Source organism: Paenibacillus sp. VCA1, from assembly GCF_031583795.1.
In the GTDB taxonomy this organism is placed as follows: Bacteria; Bacillota; Bacilli; order Paenibacillales; family Paenibacillaceae; genus Paenibacillus_AQ; species Paenibacillus_AQ albilobatus.
In genome coordinates this window covers 74,185-90,439 of record NZ_JAVLSX010000012.1, presented here as the reverse complement: position 1 = coordinate 90,439, position 16,255 = coordinate 74,185, and the positions used below count along the sequence as shown (strand labels likewise).

Sequence of the window (16,255 nt, the reverse complement as noted above, 5' to 3'; positions counted from 1 at the left end):
CGACACTTGCTAACAAATTATACACAGGATTTCCACAACAACCTGTGGATATTGCGAACGCTTGTTCCGATGTGGAATGTTTGATATGATAGATTCGAGGAAAATAAAGGAAAGGATGTGAAGGGAATGGCTATCTTGACGGATGAAATGCTTCTAGATTCTTATCATGCAGCCGTTGAATTGATGCTCGACCGGGACTTTATTACCCTGCTTCTGGCGGAGATCCATAAACGGAATCTTGAAGCCGATCCGCCGGGCATCGTTCACTAGGTCGGAAGAATCCAATGCACATCCATCGTTTTTTCCTTGAAAATGCAGCATAGTTGTACCATTTGACGGCGTTATGGAGGTGTAAATTCCATTATCGAGATACATAAAGCCGACATCAAAAATTAGGGTACCCTTACGGAGTTGCAGTTCAATTCCCGGTAAGGATACCCTTTTTTGTGCGGCTTATATCATATAAAATGACGGTTACAGCTTCATGTTGCTGCTGTGTCCCGGAGACAGCTTGGCGTCCGGATCGATGTAAACCTTGGCGTTGTTGACGGCTGTCGGCGCTTCACCGAAACCGACGGCGATCAGTTTGATTTTGCCCGGATACGTCGTGATGTCGCCCGCGGCGAAAATGCCCGGGATGTTCGTTTCCATTCTCGAATCGACGACGATCGAGTTGGATTCGATCTGGATGCCCCATTCGGCGATCGGACCGAGGGTCGAAACGAAACCGAAATTGACGATAACGTCATCGACTTCGATGTCCTGCGTTTCCTTCGTTTTGACATGGGTGAGCGTCACTTTCGTAATGGCTTCTTCCCCGTGCAGCGCCGTGATTTCCGTTGGCGTTACGACGCGAACTTTGGATTTCATCAAATTTTCGACGCTGTGCTCATGCGCGCGGAATTTGTCGCGGCGGTGGACAAGCGTCACTTCCTCAGCGATCGGCTCCAGCATAAGCGCCCAGTCGACGGCAGAGTCGCCGCCGCCGGTCAGAAGCACCTTTTTGCCTTTGAACTGCTGCAGGTCGTTAACGAAGTAGTGCAGGTTCGTTTTCTCGAATTTTTCGGCGCCTTCGACTTCAAGCCGGCGCGGCTGGAACGCCCCGACCCCTGCCGTAATGATGACGGCTTTGGCGTGGTATTCCCCTTTGTCGGTCGTCACGACGAAATGGCGTTCGTCCTTTTTAACGACGGAAGTGACTTTCTCCTCCAGTCGTACGTTGGTCTGGAAGAGCTCCATCTGCTTGGACAGGTTGTCCACCAGCTCCTGGGCGGTCACTTTCGGAAAACCGGCGACGTCATAAATGTACTTTTCCGGGTAAAGGGCCGTCAACTGTCCGCCAAGCTGCGGCATGCTTTCGATCAGCGTGACGGAAGCTTGGCGCATGCCGCAATAAAAGGAAGCGAACATCCCTGTAGGACCTCCTCCAATGATGAGCAGGTCGGATATTTCAACACCATCGGTATGTGTTGTCATCGTTTATATTGCACCTCCAGGTTTTGATAAAGGTTTTTAGAAATCTATGAATATCGGACTGAATCGTCTTCATGGCGGATGATCGGCATCCCCGACGCGCAAAAAGCGCTTAAAATGCAACCTGCCTTCCTCGAAACGCTTCAATCGACGCTTTCCTATTATAATATAATCCAGCCTCGGCTGGAAAGTGAATTCGTCCACATCGGCAGGGCCGGATGCAGAATGGCGGAAATGGTAACAGCAGCTTGATAATGCCCGTGAAACACGGCTTCCGGCGCGGATTTCAGGCCCAAATAAGACTTGATCTTTTGCCTGAAACTAGCTATCATTTCAATTGTGCATTACCATCTTTTTGTCGAATTTCGGACAAATTTTGCCTTCTTTTTCTGCTTTTATAATTGACCGCTGACTAACGCATGCCGCAGCTGTCGGAATGCACTCGGATCCGCGTCTCGCCGTTTGCCGGGACCCGCATTGATCCTGATTATAAAAGTGTATAATTTCACAATAAGTTTTGTAATGTCTCACAAATATATAAACATACAATGAAGGATTTGGAAGGAGCAAGATGATGAGCAACATTCCCAAGATCGTAATCCTTGGCGCGGGATACGCAGGTATTTTGACAGCACAGCGGCTCCAGAAGGAATTAAATTATAACGAAGCCGACGTTACGCTCGTGAACCGTCACGACTACCATTATATTACGACCCATTTGCATATGCCTGCCGCAGGCACGGACAGCGTTGAAAATACGCGTGTTCCGATTTCGAAGCTGATCGATGAATTCAAAATCGACCTGGTCAAATCTTCCGTGCAGGAAATCCGTCCGCATGAAAAAAAGGTCATCCTGGAAGACGGCACCCTTTCGTACGATTATTTGGTCATTTCCTTAGGCGGCGAATCCGAAACCTTCGGCATTCCGGGCTTGGCCGATTATGCGATGACGATCCGCAGCATCAACTCGGTCCGCCTCATCCGCAAGCATATTGAATACCAGTTTGCGCTCTACAAAAACGAAAGGCATCCGCAGGAGCGCCTGAACTTCGTCGTCGGCGGAGCCGGCTTCAGCGGGATCGAATTCGTCGCGGAGCTTGCGGACCGGATTCCGGCGCTGTGCAAGGAATACGACGTCGACCCGAGCAAGGTCAACATCTACAATGTGGAGGCTTCGCCGACCGCGCTTCCGGGATTTGCGCCGGAGCTGGTCGAATACGCGATGGACGTGCTGAAAAGAAAAGGGGTTACGTTCAAGCTGGGCGTCGCCATCCAGGAATGTACGCCGGACGGCGTTCTGCTGGCGACCGGCGAAGAAATCAAAGCCGCTACCGTCGTTTGGACCGGAGGCATCCGCGGCAACCATATGATCGAAGCGGCGGGTTTCGAAACGGCCCGCGGCCGCGTCAAGGTGGATGAATACCTGCATGCTCCGGGACACGACAACATTTATATTATCGGCGACAATGCTCTCGTCTTTAATCCGGAAGGACGGCCTTACCCGCCGACCGCCCAAATCGCCATGCAGCAGGGCGTCTGCTGCGCGCATAACATCGTGGCGGCCATCCGCAACCAGCAGCCGAGAAAATTCGCGTTCCAGAACAAAGGCACCGTCGCTTCCCTAGGCAAGGGCGAAGGCATCGCGATCGTCGGCGACAAACAATACAAAGGCTGGAAGGCGGCGCAGCTGAAAAAACTCGTCGACATGCGCTATCTGTTTATCATCGGCGGCATTCCGCTGGTTCTAAGGAAAGGCAAGTTCCTGTAGAATGCGCCACTGCAGTGTGCAGGTCCGTTCATTGTTGACGAGGGATGAGCTGGACCGTTATAACGCATTGATGGAGGTCGGAGGGTATTTGGAGGATCAAAATCGTTACGATCTGGCGTACACGGTACAAAAGGAAATCGACATTTTGATTCTGCCGGCCATCGAAAGGCTGAAAGAAAAAAGCCGGGACCGCGACCGGGCCACGGCCGAGTTTTTGGAATCGCTCAAAAACGGCGAAGAAGCGTCCGATTGACGGCTTTCATCGCACCCAAAAAAACATGCCCTCCGGCAACGGAAGGCATGTTTTTTTACGGGCTATTTTACACTTTCAGCATTTCTTCAAAGGTTTCCGGCGTCAGCAGAGGTCCGACAAAGAAGCTGCCGAATTCCCCGAAGCGCGCGCTCACTTCGTCAAAACGCATTTCGTACACGAGTTTCTTGAACTGAAGCGCATCGTCGGCGAACAAAGTAACGCCCCATTCCCAGTCGTCGAAGCCGACGGAGCCGGTAATGATCTGCTTTACTTTGCCGGCATAGGAGCGGCCGATCAGTCCGTGGCTGCGCATCATGTTGCGGCGCTCTTCCATGTCGAGCATGTACCAGTTGTCGCTGAGGTCGCGTTTTTTGTTCATCGGGTAGAAGCAGATATATTTCGTTTTCGGAAGGATCGGTTTCAGCCGCGCCACGACATGCGGATTTTCCATCGGGTCGCCGCCGCCTTCTCCCGCCAGGTAGTTGCTCAGCTCCACGACGCTGACGTAAGAATACGATTTGGTCGTAAAGCGGGCGAACAACGTTTTATTAAATGCGGTTTCCACCGCGTTGAGTTCTTCCAGCGTTTCACGCAGATGCATCAGGACAAAATCGGCTTTTTGCCCCACAATGCTGTAGACCGCCGTACTGCCTTGTTTGGCGGATTCGATCTCGGACCATTCTTTCAAAAATTCCTGCAGTTCGTCGAGCGCCATGGCGCGTTCCTCGTCGTCCGCGGATTTCCAGGCCGTCCAGTTGATGGAACGAAAATCGTGAAGAGCGTACCAGCCTTCTAAAGTGGATGCTGCTTCGTTCATTTATCGATCACTCCCAAGTTTAGTTGCTTTTGCACCTTCTCCCCATTGTATCCCAATCGCAAGGGAAAGAGCAAATGAAGTCACAATCTATTCACTTAATGTTCGTTGCTTCGTGACATTTTTTCTAGTAAACTAACTACATAAAATAAGAAGCGTTTTCTGCACTTTACTTCAGGCAAAACATGAGCGGGTCATAGAGAAGAAGAGGTGAACAGGTTAGCATGCAGTTTATCCCTGTATTGGTGCTGATGGTTTTATTTTTTATGATGATGTTCGGAATCGGCTTCATCTTAAATATGCTTATGAAAACCACTTGGTTTCCATCCTATTTGTTTATTATTGTCATTTTGCCGATCGTGGTTTATTCGCTGTGGGACCGGGGAGACACGTCGTTTCTCAATTATTTGGGCTCCTTCCGGCTCGTCGATTATTTGACGGGGGTGGCCGGGCTTGTCGGGGCGGTCGTCAGCGGCGTTTCGATTCAGAAGCTGCGCAAAAGCGGATTTAAAATGTTTTGAGGAACAACGTAAAGTGGGACGGCTCTCCGGAAGGAGGGCTGTTTTTCTTATAATATCAGAAAGTAGGAGCCGTTGCTTCCTGATATTGGATGGAAAACTACCTTTAAAAGCGGCCTGTCTTCTGTGAAAGTACGTCGATAGACGTTTTTCTTAACATAATATCGATTATAAATTCCGGGGCTCCCCGCAAAGTACCTGATTCAGCTTCAAAGCCAAGACCCGACTTTGTGGGGGATTTTAAGGGTCCATGAACAGCGCTTGGCTTCTTAAGCCTTACAACCGACGAAAAAACTTCCGCTTGGTGCGGTCTATCTTCATTGAAGGTACGTGGATGTCCGCTATGGTTTAGTTCAAAGGATGAGACGATCATCCCGAACGAACAGGCAGCCTTATGATCTTAAGTAGCTTCCGTTAAAAAGGAGAGGGTAGGTTGAAGGGGAAATCCTGTCTTGCATGGTTTGCGGCGTTTGTGGTCGTTTGCGGTTTTTTTCCCGGGATCGGGAAGGCTGCGCCGCAGGAGGTGCCTCTGCGTGCCGCGGTCGAGGCTTTGGGAGGGAGCGTGTTGTGGATCCACGAGGAGAAGGCGGCAACGGCCGTATTGGGGACCCGCAAATGGAAAATAACGCTCGGCAGCGCACGGTCCGATGCAGATGGCCGGCAAGTCGACCTTCCGAAGCCGGCGGCGATGGATCAGGAACACCGGCTGTATGTCCCTTTGGCGTCTTTTCGCGAGGCGCTTGGCGTTGCGCTGGAGCTGCGCGCCGGAAGCTGGGACATAGGGAAAGGGGATGCGGCAGGCCTTGGCATGCGGTGGATGCGTCTGCTGCAGCTGGAAAAATACGAAGAGGCGCGGGGGATGATGAATCCGAGCCTGGCCGAGCTGTATCCGGCCGATGTCCTGGAGCGTTACAAAAGCCATATCGAGGAAAATTACGGCTCCTGGACATTGACCAAGGCGGACGCCCGCGAAAACCGGGTTCACCGGAATGCGGTCCTTTCCTACCAAACCCCGCGCGGCAAAAGCTTCCGGATGGAGCTCCGTTTCGGCCGCGACGGCCGGCTCGACGACCTGGCGCTGCTTCCGAGCGATTCCGGTCTGTACAGGCCGCCTGCATATGACGATCCTGGCCGATACGTAACGGAGCAAGTGATGGTCGGAACCGAAAGCCTTCCTCTTCCCGGGTCGTTAACCCTGCCTGCGAAAGCCGAAGGAAAAGTGCCTGCCGTCGTTCTCGTTCACGGCTCGGGTCCGAACGATGAAGACGAGTCGTCCGGAGGCGGCAAAATGTTCAGGGACATCGCCGTCGGGCTCGCCCGCGAGGGGATCGCGGTTCTGCGTTACGCTAAACGAACATATGAATATCCCAACCGATCGCTGACGCCTGACTTCACGGTCCGGGAGGAAACGATCGAGGACTGCCTTACGGCGGTCAAGCTGCTGCGGCAGGACAAGCGGATCGATCCGGGCCGGATTTATGTGCTCGGACACAGCCAAGGCGGCATGCTGGTGCCGAAAATGATCGAAGAAGATCAAGAAGGCGCGATTGCCGGCGCGATGCTGCTGTCCGCTCCCTCCGGGGCGCTTGAGGATCTGATGCTTGCGCAGTACGAGGGCATCGTCAAGCGGGCGGTCGAGGCGGGAGAAGCCGGCGCCGACCTCGAACGCAAACAAGCGAATGCGGACATGTGGCGGCAGGCGGTGGACATGCTTCACGACGACCGGTACTCCAAGGCGCATATGCCTGCGGATTTCCCGCTGCCCCATGCGTACTGGTGGTACGATATCAGACAGTACAGCGGTCCGATGATCGCCCGCGGCCAGCATGTGCCGCTCCTGATCCTTCAGGGAGGCAATGACGTGCAGGTTCCCCCTTCCAGCATCAAGGTATGGAAGCAGGCCCTTGGCGGAAGAACGGACGTCAGCTGCAAATTATATCCCGGGCTGAACCATATGTACGCTTTATACGACCGGCCATCGACGGGAGAAGAATACCGTTTGGCGTCGAACGTCCCCGAATTCGTCATCCGGGATCTGGCAGACTGGATTCATTTGGGGATAAAATAATCGTCGAAATATATCGGAGCGGGGATTCCTTTTATGATAGAATAGAGAAAGTCTACGTTACGATGGGAGGAGCCAAATTATGCACATGAAGAGCCTGCTGCATTTTACGGAAAATCACAGGTTTTGCGTCTATCGTGATTTTTGCCTGAGCAGTCTGGACAGCAGGATGCTGAGCTCGGTGTATCAGCCCATGGTCGGAGCCTTTGCCATCAGTTTGTACCATCTGCTCTTTCAGCAGATTCCTATAGAAAAATTGGGTTATTCCCCGCTCGAGCAGCAGCGGCGGCTGTTTTTGACTTTGGGGCTCGAACCCAGCGAAAAAGGCCGCAGGTATCTGATCGAGCAGGCCTCGCTGCTGGAAGCGGTGGGACTGCTTCAAACCTGCCGCATGTACATGCCCGAGCACGAGGATTATGTCTATGAATACGAGCTCCAGCAGCCTTTGTCGCCGGCCGAGTTTTTTAACACCCAGCATTTGACGCTGCTGCTCCGGGACAAAATCGGCAAATTCGCCGTGCTGGCTCTCCGCGAGGAGCTTTGGGCCCGGGAGCCGGAGGAATTGGCGGGACCCCGGGGAGGGCATAAGGAAAATATTTCGCTCGCTTTTTATGACATATTCGAGCTGAACACGCATGTGATCGATTACGAACTCGAGCAGGCGCTTTCCGAAGTGTCTTCGGCAAGGCAGCCCGGCGTTCGGGTTGCGGCAAACGAAGACGCGCTGAACTATGCCGACATCATACTCCGTTTTCCGAAGGATTCGGTCAATCGCGCCCATGTCGAGAAGCTTCGCTTTAACCACGAGCAGATGGGGATTATCAATTACGTCGTGCATAAATACGACTTGAGCGTGCAGGATCTTTGCCGCCTGCTGGACGAAGACGGGGCGTTTACCCCCGACGGCAGCGTGGCGCTCGATGAACTGCAGCGGCGGGCAAACCTGCATTTTCGCCAGGACAAGCGGCGTCAGGAGCAGCGGGAGGTGTATGCCGGCAAGGTGGTTTCGCTCAGGCTGCCTGAAGATTCGGCCGACCCGGCTCCGATGGAGCATGCCGTCGAAATGGAGTATTACCTGGACGTGCCGGTCCAATTCCAGTCCAAATGCGACATTCACCAGTACAACATGATGCTCCGCAACGAACCGTACACGCGGCTGCTCAAGACGTTTTTTCCGGGTTCGGTGCCGGACAACTTTTTTGATATTTTCGAAAAAATCGACCACAGCTACAAGCTGCCGGGAGAAGTCATCAACGTCCTTATCCATTATTTGATGTCTTTGCTGACGTCGGGCGGCAACGAGCAGCGCATCAACCGGAACTTCGTCGAGGCGATCGCTTCCAACATGCTGCTGAAGCAGGTCAACACGTACGAGAAGGCCGTTCAATACATCCGCGACCAGTCCAAGGTGAAAGGCAAGCAGGCGGCGGCTTCCGGAGGCGGAAGATCCCGTACATACGGCAGCAAGTCCGCCCGGGTCAAACCCGACATCCCGATCGCCCAGGAAAGCGGGGCCGCAAACGCCGTGAGCGAAGAAGAGTTTGAAGAAATGCTCCGGATGGCGGCCGAAATGCAGGCGAGCAAAAAGAAGGGAATGTAGGCCGGAATGGTTGTGAACGGAACTATTTTCGACAGAAAGGGGGCGTTTTAAGGTTTGGAATCGTTAGGTCAACTGCTTAAGCAAATGAACGGTCCGTCGTTTCTGAAAAAATCGCAGGCGATTTTCGAGGAGCTGCTGCACGATCCGGTCGTCCGGGAGCTTCGCGCCGAACATCCGGAGATGGATGAAGACAAGCTTCGCGCCAATTTGCCTCGCCTGTACCAATACGTCCACGACCAGCGCAACTGCCGGAACTGTCCGGGCCTCGACCGATGCCCCAATGATTTCGAGGGACATTACTCCAAGCTGGAGATGGCCGAACAGAACGGGAAGCTGGAAATCGTCGAGCGCAAGGCTCCTTGCTCCCTGCAAATCGCCAAGCATAACGAAGAGCGAATCCGGAAGCGGATCCGCAGCTTTTACGTCGACGAACGGGCGCTTGAGGAAGGGTACAACGAAGTGGAAATCATGGGAAAAGACCGTCTGCGCGCGCCGGCGGTATCCCAGGTTTTCCGTTACATCCGCGAGGTGAAGGATAACGGGCTTCAGCCGAAAGGGCTGTATCTGTTCGGTTCCTTCGGAACGGGAAAAACGTTTCTGATGAGCTATCTCCTTCATGAGCTGGCGATCGCGGGTTATACCGGCGTCATCGTCTACATGCCTGAATTCATGGAGGACCTGAAGTCGATGCTTCAGGACAGCCAGAAGCTCAAGGAGACGGTGGAGGTCATGAAAAACTGCGACCTGCTCATTTTAGACGACATCGGAGCGGAAAATTTGAGCCCGTGGGTACGCGACCATGTGCTCGGCGCCATTCTCAATTACCGGATGAACCGCAAACCGACCTTTTACACATCCAATTATGATCTTGCCAGCCTGGAGAAGCATCTCAGCTTTACGAGCAAGGACGGGGAGGAACTGTACAAAGGGCAGCGGCTGATGGACCGCATTTCGCCTTTTGTCGACGTCGTGCACCTGCATGGCGAAAACCAGCGGCGGAACCGCTCCTGAAGCAACCCGAGCGAATAGAAAAAAGCCTGACCTTCTGCCGGTGCGGCATAATAGGCCAGGCTTTTTCGTTTCAGCTCGCTTACCGAGCGTGTTAGCCGGAAATCACGAACTTGATGATGACCATAATCGCGAAGATGAGGATCATGAACAAAGACATGCCCCCGAAGCCATTCATCAGATCCATCAAGTCATTGCGCGGCTCTTCATTGACGTGTTCCCGCGGGTCGTTAGCGTGCACGTTTGCATCCATAATACAATGCCTCCTCAGGATGGTTTCACTTTATGTAAATGAGCATGGTCATTGACACGTAAAACCTGAGTTTAACCTTAGTATACCCAAAGTCCAAAGAATTTGTAAAGAATATATGGCGAATACTTTAGGGCACAATAAGTTGGATCATACGGCAGGGGATGACCACAGGAAGATCTGTAATTAAGGATTTTACATTTCTAAAAAAAGTGTGGTATACTGAAACTGTCCGCAAAGACATTTCAGTTGGGATTTTCCACAAATCCTCAAGATTTATGAAAATTCAGCTTTTTATAAGGAGGAGAAATATTATGGCTATTGTAAACGTCACTGACCAATCCTTTAATGCTGAAATTGAAGGCCAAGGTACAGTATTGGTTGATTTCTGGGCGCCTTGGTGCGGCCCTTGCAAAATGATCGCTCCGATTCTGGACGAACTCTCCAACGAAATGGGAGACGCCGTCAAAATCGCCAAATTGAACGTGGATGAAAATCCGGAAACGGCATCCCGTTTCGGCGTGATGAGCATCCCTACGCTGATCTTCTTTAAAGACGGCCAGCCGGTTGACAAAGTGGTAGGATTGAATTCGAAGGAAAACCTGAAGAACATCATTTCCAAACATCAATAATCCACATATTGACGCTCAACCATATGATGCGCCTCCGGACCCTCCGGGGGCGCTTTGCTGCGTTTACGAAAGCCGCTTTTTAAGCCTTGCCGGGTTCCTCCCATAAAAATGCGCTTTGGATTTTGGCGGATTCCCCATATAATAATAAAAGTTATATTTTCGAATCATTTTATATCGTATATCGTGATTCTTCCTGGATCTTTGAAGAAAGGGGGAGAGGGGAGACATGGAAGAAAAAAAGGCCGAAACGTCGGCCGAGCTGGAAAAAGCGCAGGAAAACATCCGCAACAAGCTGGCGCTGCTGCCGGATTTGCCCGGATGTTACCTGATGAAAAACGCGGACGGCAAAATCATTTACGTCGGCAAAGCCAAAGTGCTGAAAAACCGGGTCCGTTCCTATTTCACCGGGAGCCATAACGGAAAAACGCAGCGGCTTGTGGCGGATATCCGCGATTTCGAATATATCGTCACCGGCAGCAACATCGAGGCGCTCATTTTGGAATGCAACCTGATCAAAATGCATCAACCTAAATACAACGTGCTGCTGAAGGACGACAAAACGTTCCCGTACATCAAAATTACGAACGAGGCGCATCCCCGGCTAGAAGTCACGCGGCGCGTGTTGAAGGATAAGGCGAAATATTTTGGCCCCTATCCGAACGCCTATGCCGCACAGCAGACCAAAAAGCTGCTTGACCGCATGTATCCGCTTCGCAAATGCGGCGTAATGCCGAAGGAGGTATGTCTTTATTACCATATGGGACAATGCCTCGCGCCTTGCGAAAAGGAGGTCGACCCTTCGGAATACGAGCGGATTACGCAAGAAATCCAGTCGTTCCTGGGCGGCGGGCATGAGGAGATCAAAAAAGAGCTCCAGCGGAAGATGGAGGAAGCGGCCGAAGAGCTGTATTTCGAGCGGGCCAAGGAGCTCCGCGACCAAATCATGAACATCGACGCCATCATGGAAAAGCAGAAAATTACGACGTCCGACGCGAAGGACCGTGACGTGCTTGGTTTCGCCGTAGACAAAGGCTGGATGTGCGTGCAAATTTTGTACATGCGCCAAGGGAAAATGGTTCAGCGCCACGCGACCGCTTTTCCGTTTTACGGGGAGGCGTACAGCGACTTTGTGTCGTTCGTGACGCAGTATTACAGCGACAACCCGGCGCTGCCGCAGGAAATATTGCTGCCCGACTCGGAAAAAAATCCGGAGGAATCGAGTCCTGAAACGGAAGAAACGGAAAACCGGGACGCGCTGGATGCGCAGAGCGCCGCGGCGTCGCTGCAGGAGTGGCTTGGCGTCAAGGTTCTCGTGCCCCAGCGCGGCAAAAAGCGGGAAATGGTCGGCATGGCCGTCGAAAACGCGAAGGTGTCGCTTGACGAAAAATTCAGGCTGATCGAGCGGGACGAGGAAAGAACGCTCAAAGCCGCCGCCAATTTGGGCCAATACATCGGCATCGAAAATCTTCACCGCATCGAGGCGTTCGACAACTCCAACATTCAGGGAACCAACCCGGTGTCGGCCATGGTGGTCTTTATCGACGGAAAACCGGATAAAAAAGAGTACCGAAAATATAAAGTCCGCACCGTTCAAGGACCGGACGACTACGAAACGATGCGCGAGGTCATCCGCCGCCGTTATGAGCGTGTCTTGAAGGAAAACCTGGAAATGCCTGATCTCATCGTCGTGGACGGCGGCAAAGGCCAAATTTCCGCCGCGGTCGACGTGCTGGAAAACGAGCTGGGTTTGTTCATCCCGGTATGCGGGCTGGTCAAAGACGTGAAGCACAGAACGGCGCAGCTGATGGTGGGCGACCCGCCCGAGCCCGTCGACCTGCCGCGCGACAGCCAGGAGTTTTATTTGCTGCAGCGGATTCAGGACGAGGTTCACCGCTTTGCGATTACGTTCCACCGCGAGCAGCGGGGCAAATCGATGGTCGCGTCGAAGCTCGATTCGATTCCGGGCATCGGCGAGAAGCGGCGCAAGCTGCTGCTGAAGCATTTTGGATCGCTGAAAAAAATAAAAGAGGCCAGCATCGAAGATTTCCGGCCTCTTTCCATTGGAGACAAGCTTGCAAGGCAAATCCTTGAAGCCCTTCAGGATGAGGAGCCATGATCAATGGCTCCTTTTTTTTGACGTTTATTTCGGGGATCCCCGCAAAGTAACTCGATGAGCTTCGAAGCCAAGGCCTCACTTTACGGGATTAAAAACTCATGAGTTTATTGCCAGCCGGGTTGCGGCGATGGGGCCGAAGAACCTTTTGTTTTTCTTGAATTGTACAGATAAACAATGTAAGCGACCACCGCGGGCATGATAATCGTTACGATTCCCGCTAGAATGTCCGGGACGTCTGCAAGGGCGAACAGGCTGAAGCTCATCAGGACGCTGTCGAAAACGACGTGGCTGAACATGACGGCAATGTATCCGTGCTTCAGGAAAATAAAGCTGAACAACAGTCCGATCACCGTCAGCTCGATCGGCCGCGTCGAAATCGGGTAAATCGGGTACAGCGTATGCCCAAAAGCCCAGATGAGCGTCGGGATCAAGCAGGCGATGAACGTATTGCGCAGCAGTTTTTTCAGCATCGGAATCCCGAACAACCGGTAGACCGCCTCCTCGGAAATGCCCGCCATCCACGCCATGATCGGGAGAAGCCACGGATAAAGCATGTTGTACGGCGACTGCGTGGCATCGGTCGTGGACCAGCTGTGGATTGTTTTGTCGAGCACGATGTAAATGACCGATTGCACGCCCATCAAAATAAACGCCCACAAATAGCCGGTAAACATGCTGTGCAGCACGAATGGGCCGTACCCCGGTTCTTTGGCTCTCGCCCAGGCGTTCCAGCCGGCTTTGCGCCATAAACCGTCCCCGCCGACAAGCGAGAAGTACAGCAGGGCGGCCATCACCAGGTTAAAAAAGGTTTGAAAAGCGAGCATCAAAGTAAGGCCGAGGCCCGAAACCCCTTCCCCTTGAAATACGGGCAGCATGTTGTACGTGCTGAACGTGGATACGGCAAAATAAAACACGCTCAAAAAGATGCCCCGTTTAAAGGAGGTGTGATGCCGGGTCAGCGCGCTGTAGACGATGGCGAGCACGCCAAGCACGAACGTCAGCAGTCCGTACCCCAGGATGGTCAGCCAACGCGCCAAGGAGGTCTGCTTGTTGACGTAGTCCGCATGCGTTTTTGGCACGCTGAAGGTTTGATCGAAGGAGCGGATCGCGCCTTCCTCGAACGTAAATTTGATTTGAAGGCTGGAACGGCCGATGGCCCGGTCAGGATCCGTATAAACGAGCCCGATTTCGTTATCTTTGGTCGACAGCTCCAATTTTCCCGGATCGTAGCCCATCTGCTGCAGCCACGGCTGGGCAAGCTCTTCCTTTTTCGCCAAGGACAGGTCGCCCTCGACAATTTTCAGCTTGGTTTCGCGTTTTGCTTCATTGGGATCGGCCATCACGGCCGCATAATTGGAATAACGCGGCGTTACGGAAAAGGCGACGACCTTGCCCGAATTCATATGTACGTCGATGTTGGCATAACCTTCGTTTGTAAGCTCGGCCAACCGAACGCGGAACACGTCGTACGGATAATTTTTTTCGAAGGTTTTGTTGTATTCGCCGAGCAGTTTTTCCCTCGACAAGTAGCCGTAAAAATCGGAGTTCGACTGATACGTGATCACTGCCGGTTTGCTCTGGTCCACCTGCAAATGAAGCGTATTTTGCATGAAGGCCTCGGCGGCGTTGTGGGCTTGATCCTTGCTGATGACCTTCATATTTTGCTGCTCCAGCGTTTCCGAGGCGGTCGAGGGAAGAATCTGGAACAAGACGAATAAAACGAGTCCGATGACCGCGGATACGCCCAGCCATTTGTAATTGACTTTGAGACGCAGCGGTTGTCCGACGGGATTCATGAAATGCCCCCTTTGATTAAAATTCTGATGATACATACCTAGTATAAACGTAAACATAGCATACGATGTCCCCTAAAAGCCAGTTTTAAGCCTCATCCGTCATGAAAAATTAATGAAAATCAAGGAAAGGGTTTGTAAACGCAAGAGAAAGGCAGACTTTTATGAGATTTGTGATGCAATCAGGCCGTATTCCCACGTATTTATTCAAATTATGGCTTTGTGATGTAAAACATTTAGGATTATAATCTTTGAAGCAAATGAATAATCCGTACGCCGAATTTCGATATGAAAACGGGGGAACCATTATTTTGGGGTGAATTTCGCTTTTTTCCAAAAGCGAATAGGGCAACCTGTGCATGCCCGAATCCGTCAGCTAACCTCGTAGGCGTTATGCAGCAGGAACCAAACCGAAAGGCATTGGATTTCCGATGCTTTTTTTCTTTTGACTTTTTTAATGAGGTGACTATGTTGGCAGCTAAAATCAAGTGGTTTCGACTGGCTCCCCCGCAAATTCTTGTTCTGGGGTTTGCCTGCATCATTTTCATCGGGGCCATCCTTCTCACCTTGCCGATTTCGAACACAACGGGCAAGCCGCTTCGATTCATCGATGCGTTGTTTACGGCGACGTCGGCAACTTGCGTTACCGGTTTGGTTGTCAAGGATACGGGAACGTTTTTCAGCACCTTCGGACAAGTCGTCATCATGCTCCTGATCCAGGTGGGCGGTCTCGGCTTCATGACGATGGCGACCTTGTTTTCCCTCGTGCTCAAGCGGAAAATTTCGCTGCGCGACCGCCTGATCCTTCAGGAAGCGATGAACCAGAACACGATGGAAGGCATCGTGCGCCTGATCCGCAAGGTGCTTATTTTCTCGCTCGTGATCGAAGGCTGCGGGGCCTTGTTGTTCGCCATCCGCTGGTCCTTCGACATGCCGGTCGGCCGGGCGATCTACTTCGGCATTTTTCACGGGGTGTCGATGTTCAACAACGCCGGTTTCGACCTGTTCGGGCACTTCAACAGCTTGACCGGGTATGTCTACGATCCGCTTGTGAACATCGTCGTGATGTTTTTGATCGTTTCCGGCGGGATCGGCTTCATCGTCATGTCCGACGTCGTCGATTTCCGAAAAAACCGGAAGCTTTCGCTTCACACCAAAATCGTGCTTTCCATGACCGGGGCGCTGATCCTCGTCGGGGCGGTCGTCATTTTCATTTTCGAATTCTCGAACCCGAAAACGCTTGGCTCGTTGAACTGGGGCGGCAAAATTCTCGCTTCGTTTTTTCAGTCGGTGACGCCGCGTACGGCAGGGGCAAACACGCTTGATCTGGCGAGCATGCGGCAGGCCTCCCAATTTTTTATGGTGATTCTGATGTTTATCGGGGCTTCGCCGGGCTCCACCGGGGGCGGGATCAAAACGACGACCTTTACCATTCTGGTCGGCGCCGTCATCGCCATGATCCGAGGGCGCGACGATATCGTGCTTTATCGGTACCGTCTGGCCCAGGACCGCATTTTTAAGGCGTTGACGATCACCTTCATGGCCCTCTTCCTGGTGGTCGGGGTGTCCATGGTGCTTTCAACGACGGAGGACAGCAACTTTTTGACGATTTTGTACGAAACCACATCGGCCTTCGGAACGGTCGGGCTATCGCTTGGACTCACGCAGCATTTGACTTTGGTCGGTAAAATCCTCATCTGCCTGACGATGTTTGCCGGACGGCTCGGTCCGCTCACCCTGGCGTATGCGCTCGGCCCTAAAAAGGGCAAGGAGCTGTATCGCCATCCGGAAGGCAAAATTATTATCGGATAGGCAAGGATTTTGCAAAATGCTGAATATATAGATTGAATTAAAGAAAGTCACATCTTTGAAACGGATATTATATTCCCTGTGGATCAAGGAATGACAAGTAATAACTTTAATTCATGCTATATAGGTAAAAAGAAAACAGAAATTGATTAAGTA

At 52.3% G+C, this 16,255-nt stretch carries 14 protein-coding genes and 1 riboswitch; of the genes, 10 read left to right on the top strand and 4 right to left on the bottom strand.

What is annotated here, in order from left to right; all coding sequences use genetic code 11:
- Window positions 1-126 precede the first annotated feature (126 nt).
- Window positions 127-270, top strand: a complete 144-nt coding sequence (gene sda, locus RJP21_RS24360; RefSeq protein ID WP_156124595.1) for a sporulation histidine kinase inhibitor Sda — start codon at window positions 127-129, stop codon at window positions 268-270.
- A gap of 204 nt (window positions 271-474) precedes the next feature.
- Here sda and RJP21_RS24355 read toward each other — a convergent pair whose 3' ends face one another.
- Window positions 475-1,476, bottom strand: coding sequence for an NAD(P)/FAD-dependent oxidoreductase (locus tag RJP21_RS24355; protein WP_310861613.1), 1,002 nt, complete (start codon window positions 1,474-1,476; stop codon window positions 475-477).
- 571 nt (window positions 1,477-2,047) lie between these two features.
- On the opposite strand from RJP21_RS24355, the gene RJP21_RS24350 reads away from it, so the two are divergent.
- On the top strand, window positions 2,048-3,241 hold the full coding sequence (locus RJP21_RS24350; RefSeq protein WP_160043893.1) for an NAD(P)/FAD-dependent oxidoreductase: 1,194 nt from the start codon (window positions 2,048-2,050) through the stop codon (window positions 3,239-3,241).
- 1 nt (window position 3,242) lies between these two features.
- Window positions 3,243-3,494 (top strand): hypothetical protein, encoded by a 252-nt coding sequence (locus RJP21_RS24345; RefSeq protein WP_310861612.1) that lies wholly within the window; start codon window positions 3,243-3,245, stop codon window positions 3,492-3,494.
- Window positions 3,495-3,561: 67 nt separating this feature from the next.
- On the opposite strand, the gene hemQ is transcribed toward RJP21_RS24345, so the two are convergent.
- Window positions 3,562-4,311, bottom strand: a complete 750-nt coding sequence (gene hemQ / locus RJP21_RS24340; protein WP_160043799.1) for a hydrogen peroxide-dependent heme synthase — start codon at window positions 4,309-4,311, stop codon at window positions 3,562-3,564.
- Window positions 4,312-4,532: 221 nt separating this feature from the next.
- On the opposite strand from hemQ, the gene RJP21_RS24335 reads away from it, so the two are divergent.
- The 4 genes from RJP21_RS24335 to dnaI all read left to right on the top strand — a co-directional run bounded on the left by RJP21_RS24335 (window position 4,533) and on the right by dnaI (window position 9,502).
- A complete protein-coding gene (locus tag RJP21_RS24335; protein WP_310861611.1) occupies window positions 4,533-4,829 on the top strand; it encodes a YuiB family protein in 297 nt (98 codons plus the stop codon).
- Window positions 4,830-5,259: 430 nt separating this feature from the next.
- Window positions 5,260-6,894, top strand: coding sequence for an alpha/beta hydrolase family protein (locus tag RJP21_RS24330; RefSeq protein WP_310861610.1), 1,635 nt, complete (start codon window positions 5,260-5,262; stop codon window positions 6,892-6,894).
- Between the two features lie 79 nt (window positions 6,895-6,973).
- On the top strand, window positions 6,974-8,491 hold the full coding sequence (locus tag RJP21_RS24325; protein WP_310861609.1) for a replication initiation and membrane attachment family protein: 1,518 nt from the start codon (window positions 6,974-6,976) through the stop codon (window positions 8,489-8,491).
- Between the two features lie 54 nt (window positions 8,492-8,545).
- Window positions 8,546-9,502, top strand: coding sequence for a primosomal protein DnaI (dnaI, locus tag RJP21_RS24320; protein WP_310861608.1), 957 nt, complete (start codon window positions 8,546-8,548; stop codon window positions 9,500-9,502).
- A 91-nt stretch (window positions 9,503-9,593) separates the two neighbouring features.
- On the opposite strand, the gene RJP21_RS24315 is transcribed toward dnaI, so the two are convergent.
- Entirely contained in the window at window positions 9,594-9,752 is a 159-nt protein-coding gene (locus RJP21_RS24315; protein WP_160043807.1) for a YqzM family protein, read from the bottom strand.
- A gap of 311 nt (window positions 9,753-10,063) precedes the next feature.
- Between RJP21_RS24315 and trxA the strand changes: the two genes are divergently transcribed.
- Both trxA and uvrC read left to right on the top strand, forming a co-directional pair.
- A complete protein-coding gene (trxA, locus tag RJP21_RS24310) occupies window positions 10,064-10,381 on the top strand; it encodes a thioredoxin (protein ID WP_160043809.1) in 318 nt (105 codons plus the stop codon).
- A 226-nt stretch (window positions 10,382-10,607) separates the two neighbouring features.
- Window positions 10,608-12,497: an excinuclease ABC subunit UvrC gene (uvrC, locus tag RJP21_RS24305; protein WP_310861607.1), complete on the top strand. Its 1,890-nt coding sequence runs from the start codon at window positions 10,608-10,610 to the stop codon at window positions 12,495-12,497.
- A 104-nt stretch (window positions 12,498-12,601) separates the two neighbouring features.
- Here uvrC and RJP21_RS24300 read toward each other — a convergent pair whose 3' ends face one another.
- Window positions 12,602-14,293 carry a CPBP family intramembrane glutamic endopeptidase gene (locus RJP21_RS24300; protein ID WP_310861606.1) on the bottom strand — a complete coding sequence of 564 codons (1,692 nt, stop codon included), beginning with the start codon at window positions 14,291-14,293 and terminating at the stop codon, window positions 12,602-12,604.
- Window positions 14,294-14,554: 261 nt separating this feature from the next.
- Window positions 14,555-14,696: riboswitch (cyclic di-AMP (ydaO/yuaA leader) on the top strand.
- Window positions 14,697-14,758: 62 nt separating this feature from the next.
- On the opposite strand from RJP21_RS24300, the gene RJP21_RS24295 reads away from it, so the two are divergent.
- Window positions 14,759-16,102, top strand: coding sequence for a TrkH family potassium uptake protein (locus RJP21_RS24295; RefSeq protein WP_310861605.1), 1,344 nt, complete (start codon window positions 14,759-14,761; stop codon window positions 16,100-16,102).
- Window positions 16,103-16,255: the final 153 nt, after the last annotated feature.

Bases quoted from the DNA above. Each gene is read 5' to 3' on its own strand.
- trxA (WP_160043809.1), top strand. From the start codon at position 10,064: ATGGCTATTGTAAACGTCACTGACCAATCCTTTAATGCTGAAATTGAA.
- RJP21_RS24300 (WP_310861606.1), bottom strand. From the start codon at position 14,293: ATGAATCCCGTCGGACAACCGCTGCGTCTCAAAGTCAATTACAAATGG.
- RJP21_RS24345 (WP_310861612.1), top strand. From the start codon at position 3,243: ATGCGCCACTGCAGTGTGCAGGTCCGTTCATTGTTGACGAGGGATGAG.
- RJP21_RS24315 (WP_160043807.1), bottom strand. From the start codon at position 9,752: ATGGATGCAAACGTGCACGCTAACGACCCGCGGGAACACGTCAATGAA.
- RJP21_RS24325 (WP_310861609.1), top strand. From the start codon at position 6,974: ATGCACATGAAGAGCCTGCTGCATTTTACGGAAAATCACAGGTTTTGC.
- RJP21_RS24350 (WP_160043893.1), top strand. From the start codon at position 2,048: ATGAGCAACATTCCCAAGATCGTAATCCTTGGCGCGGGATACGCAGGT.
- uvrC (WP_310861607.1), top strand. From the start codon at position 10,608: ATGGAAGAAAAAAAGGCCGAAACGTCGGCCGAGCTGGAAAAAGCGCAG.
- hemQ (WP_160043799.1), bottom strand. From the start codon at position 4,311: ATGAACGAAGCAGCATCCACTTTAGAAGGCTGGTACGCTCTTCACGAT.
- sda (WP_156124595.1), top strand. From the start codon at position 127: ATGGCTATCTTGACGGATGAAATGCTTCTAGATTCTTATCATGCAGCC.
- RJP21_RS24295 (WP_310861605.1), top strand. From the start codon at position 14,759: ATGTTGGCAGCTAAAATCAAGTGGTTTCGACTGGCTCCCCCGCAAATT.
- RJP21_RS24335 (WP_310861611.1), top strand. From the start codon at position 4,533: ATGCAGTTTATCCCTGTATTGGTGCTGATGGTTTTATTTTTTATGATG.
- RJP21_RS24355 (WP_310861613.1), bottom strand. From the start codon at position 1,476: ATGACAACACATACCGATGGTGTTGAAATATCCGACCTGCTCATCATT.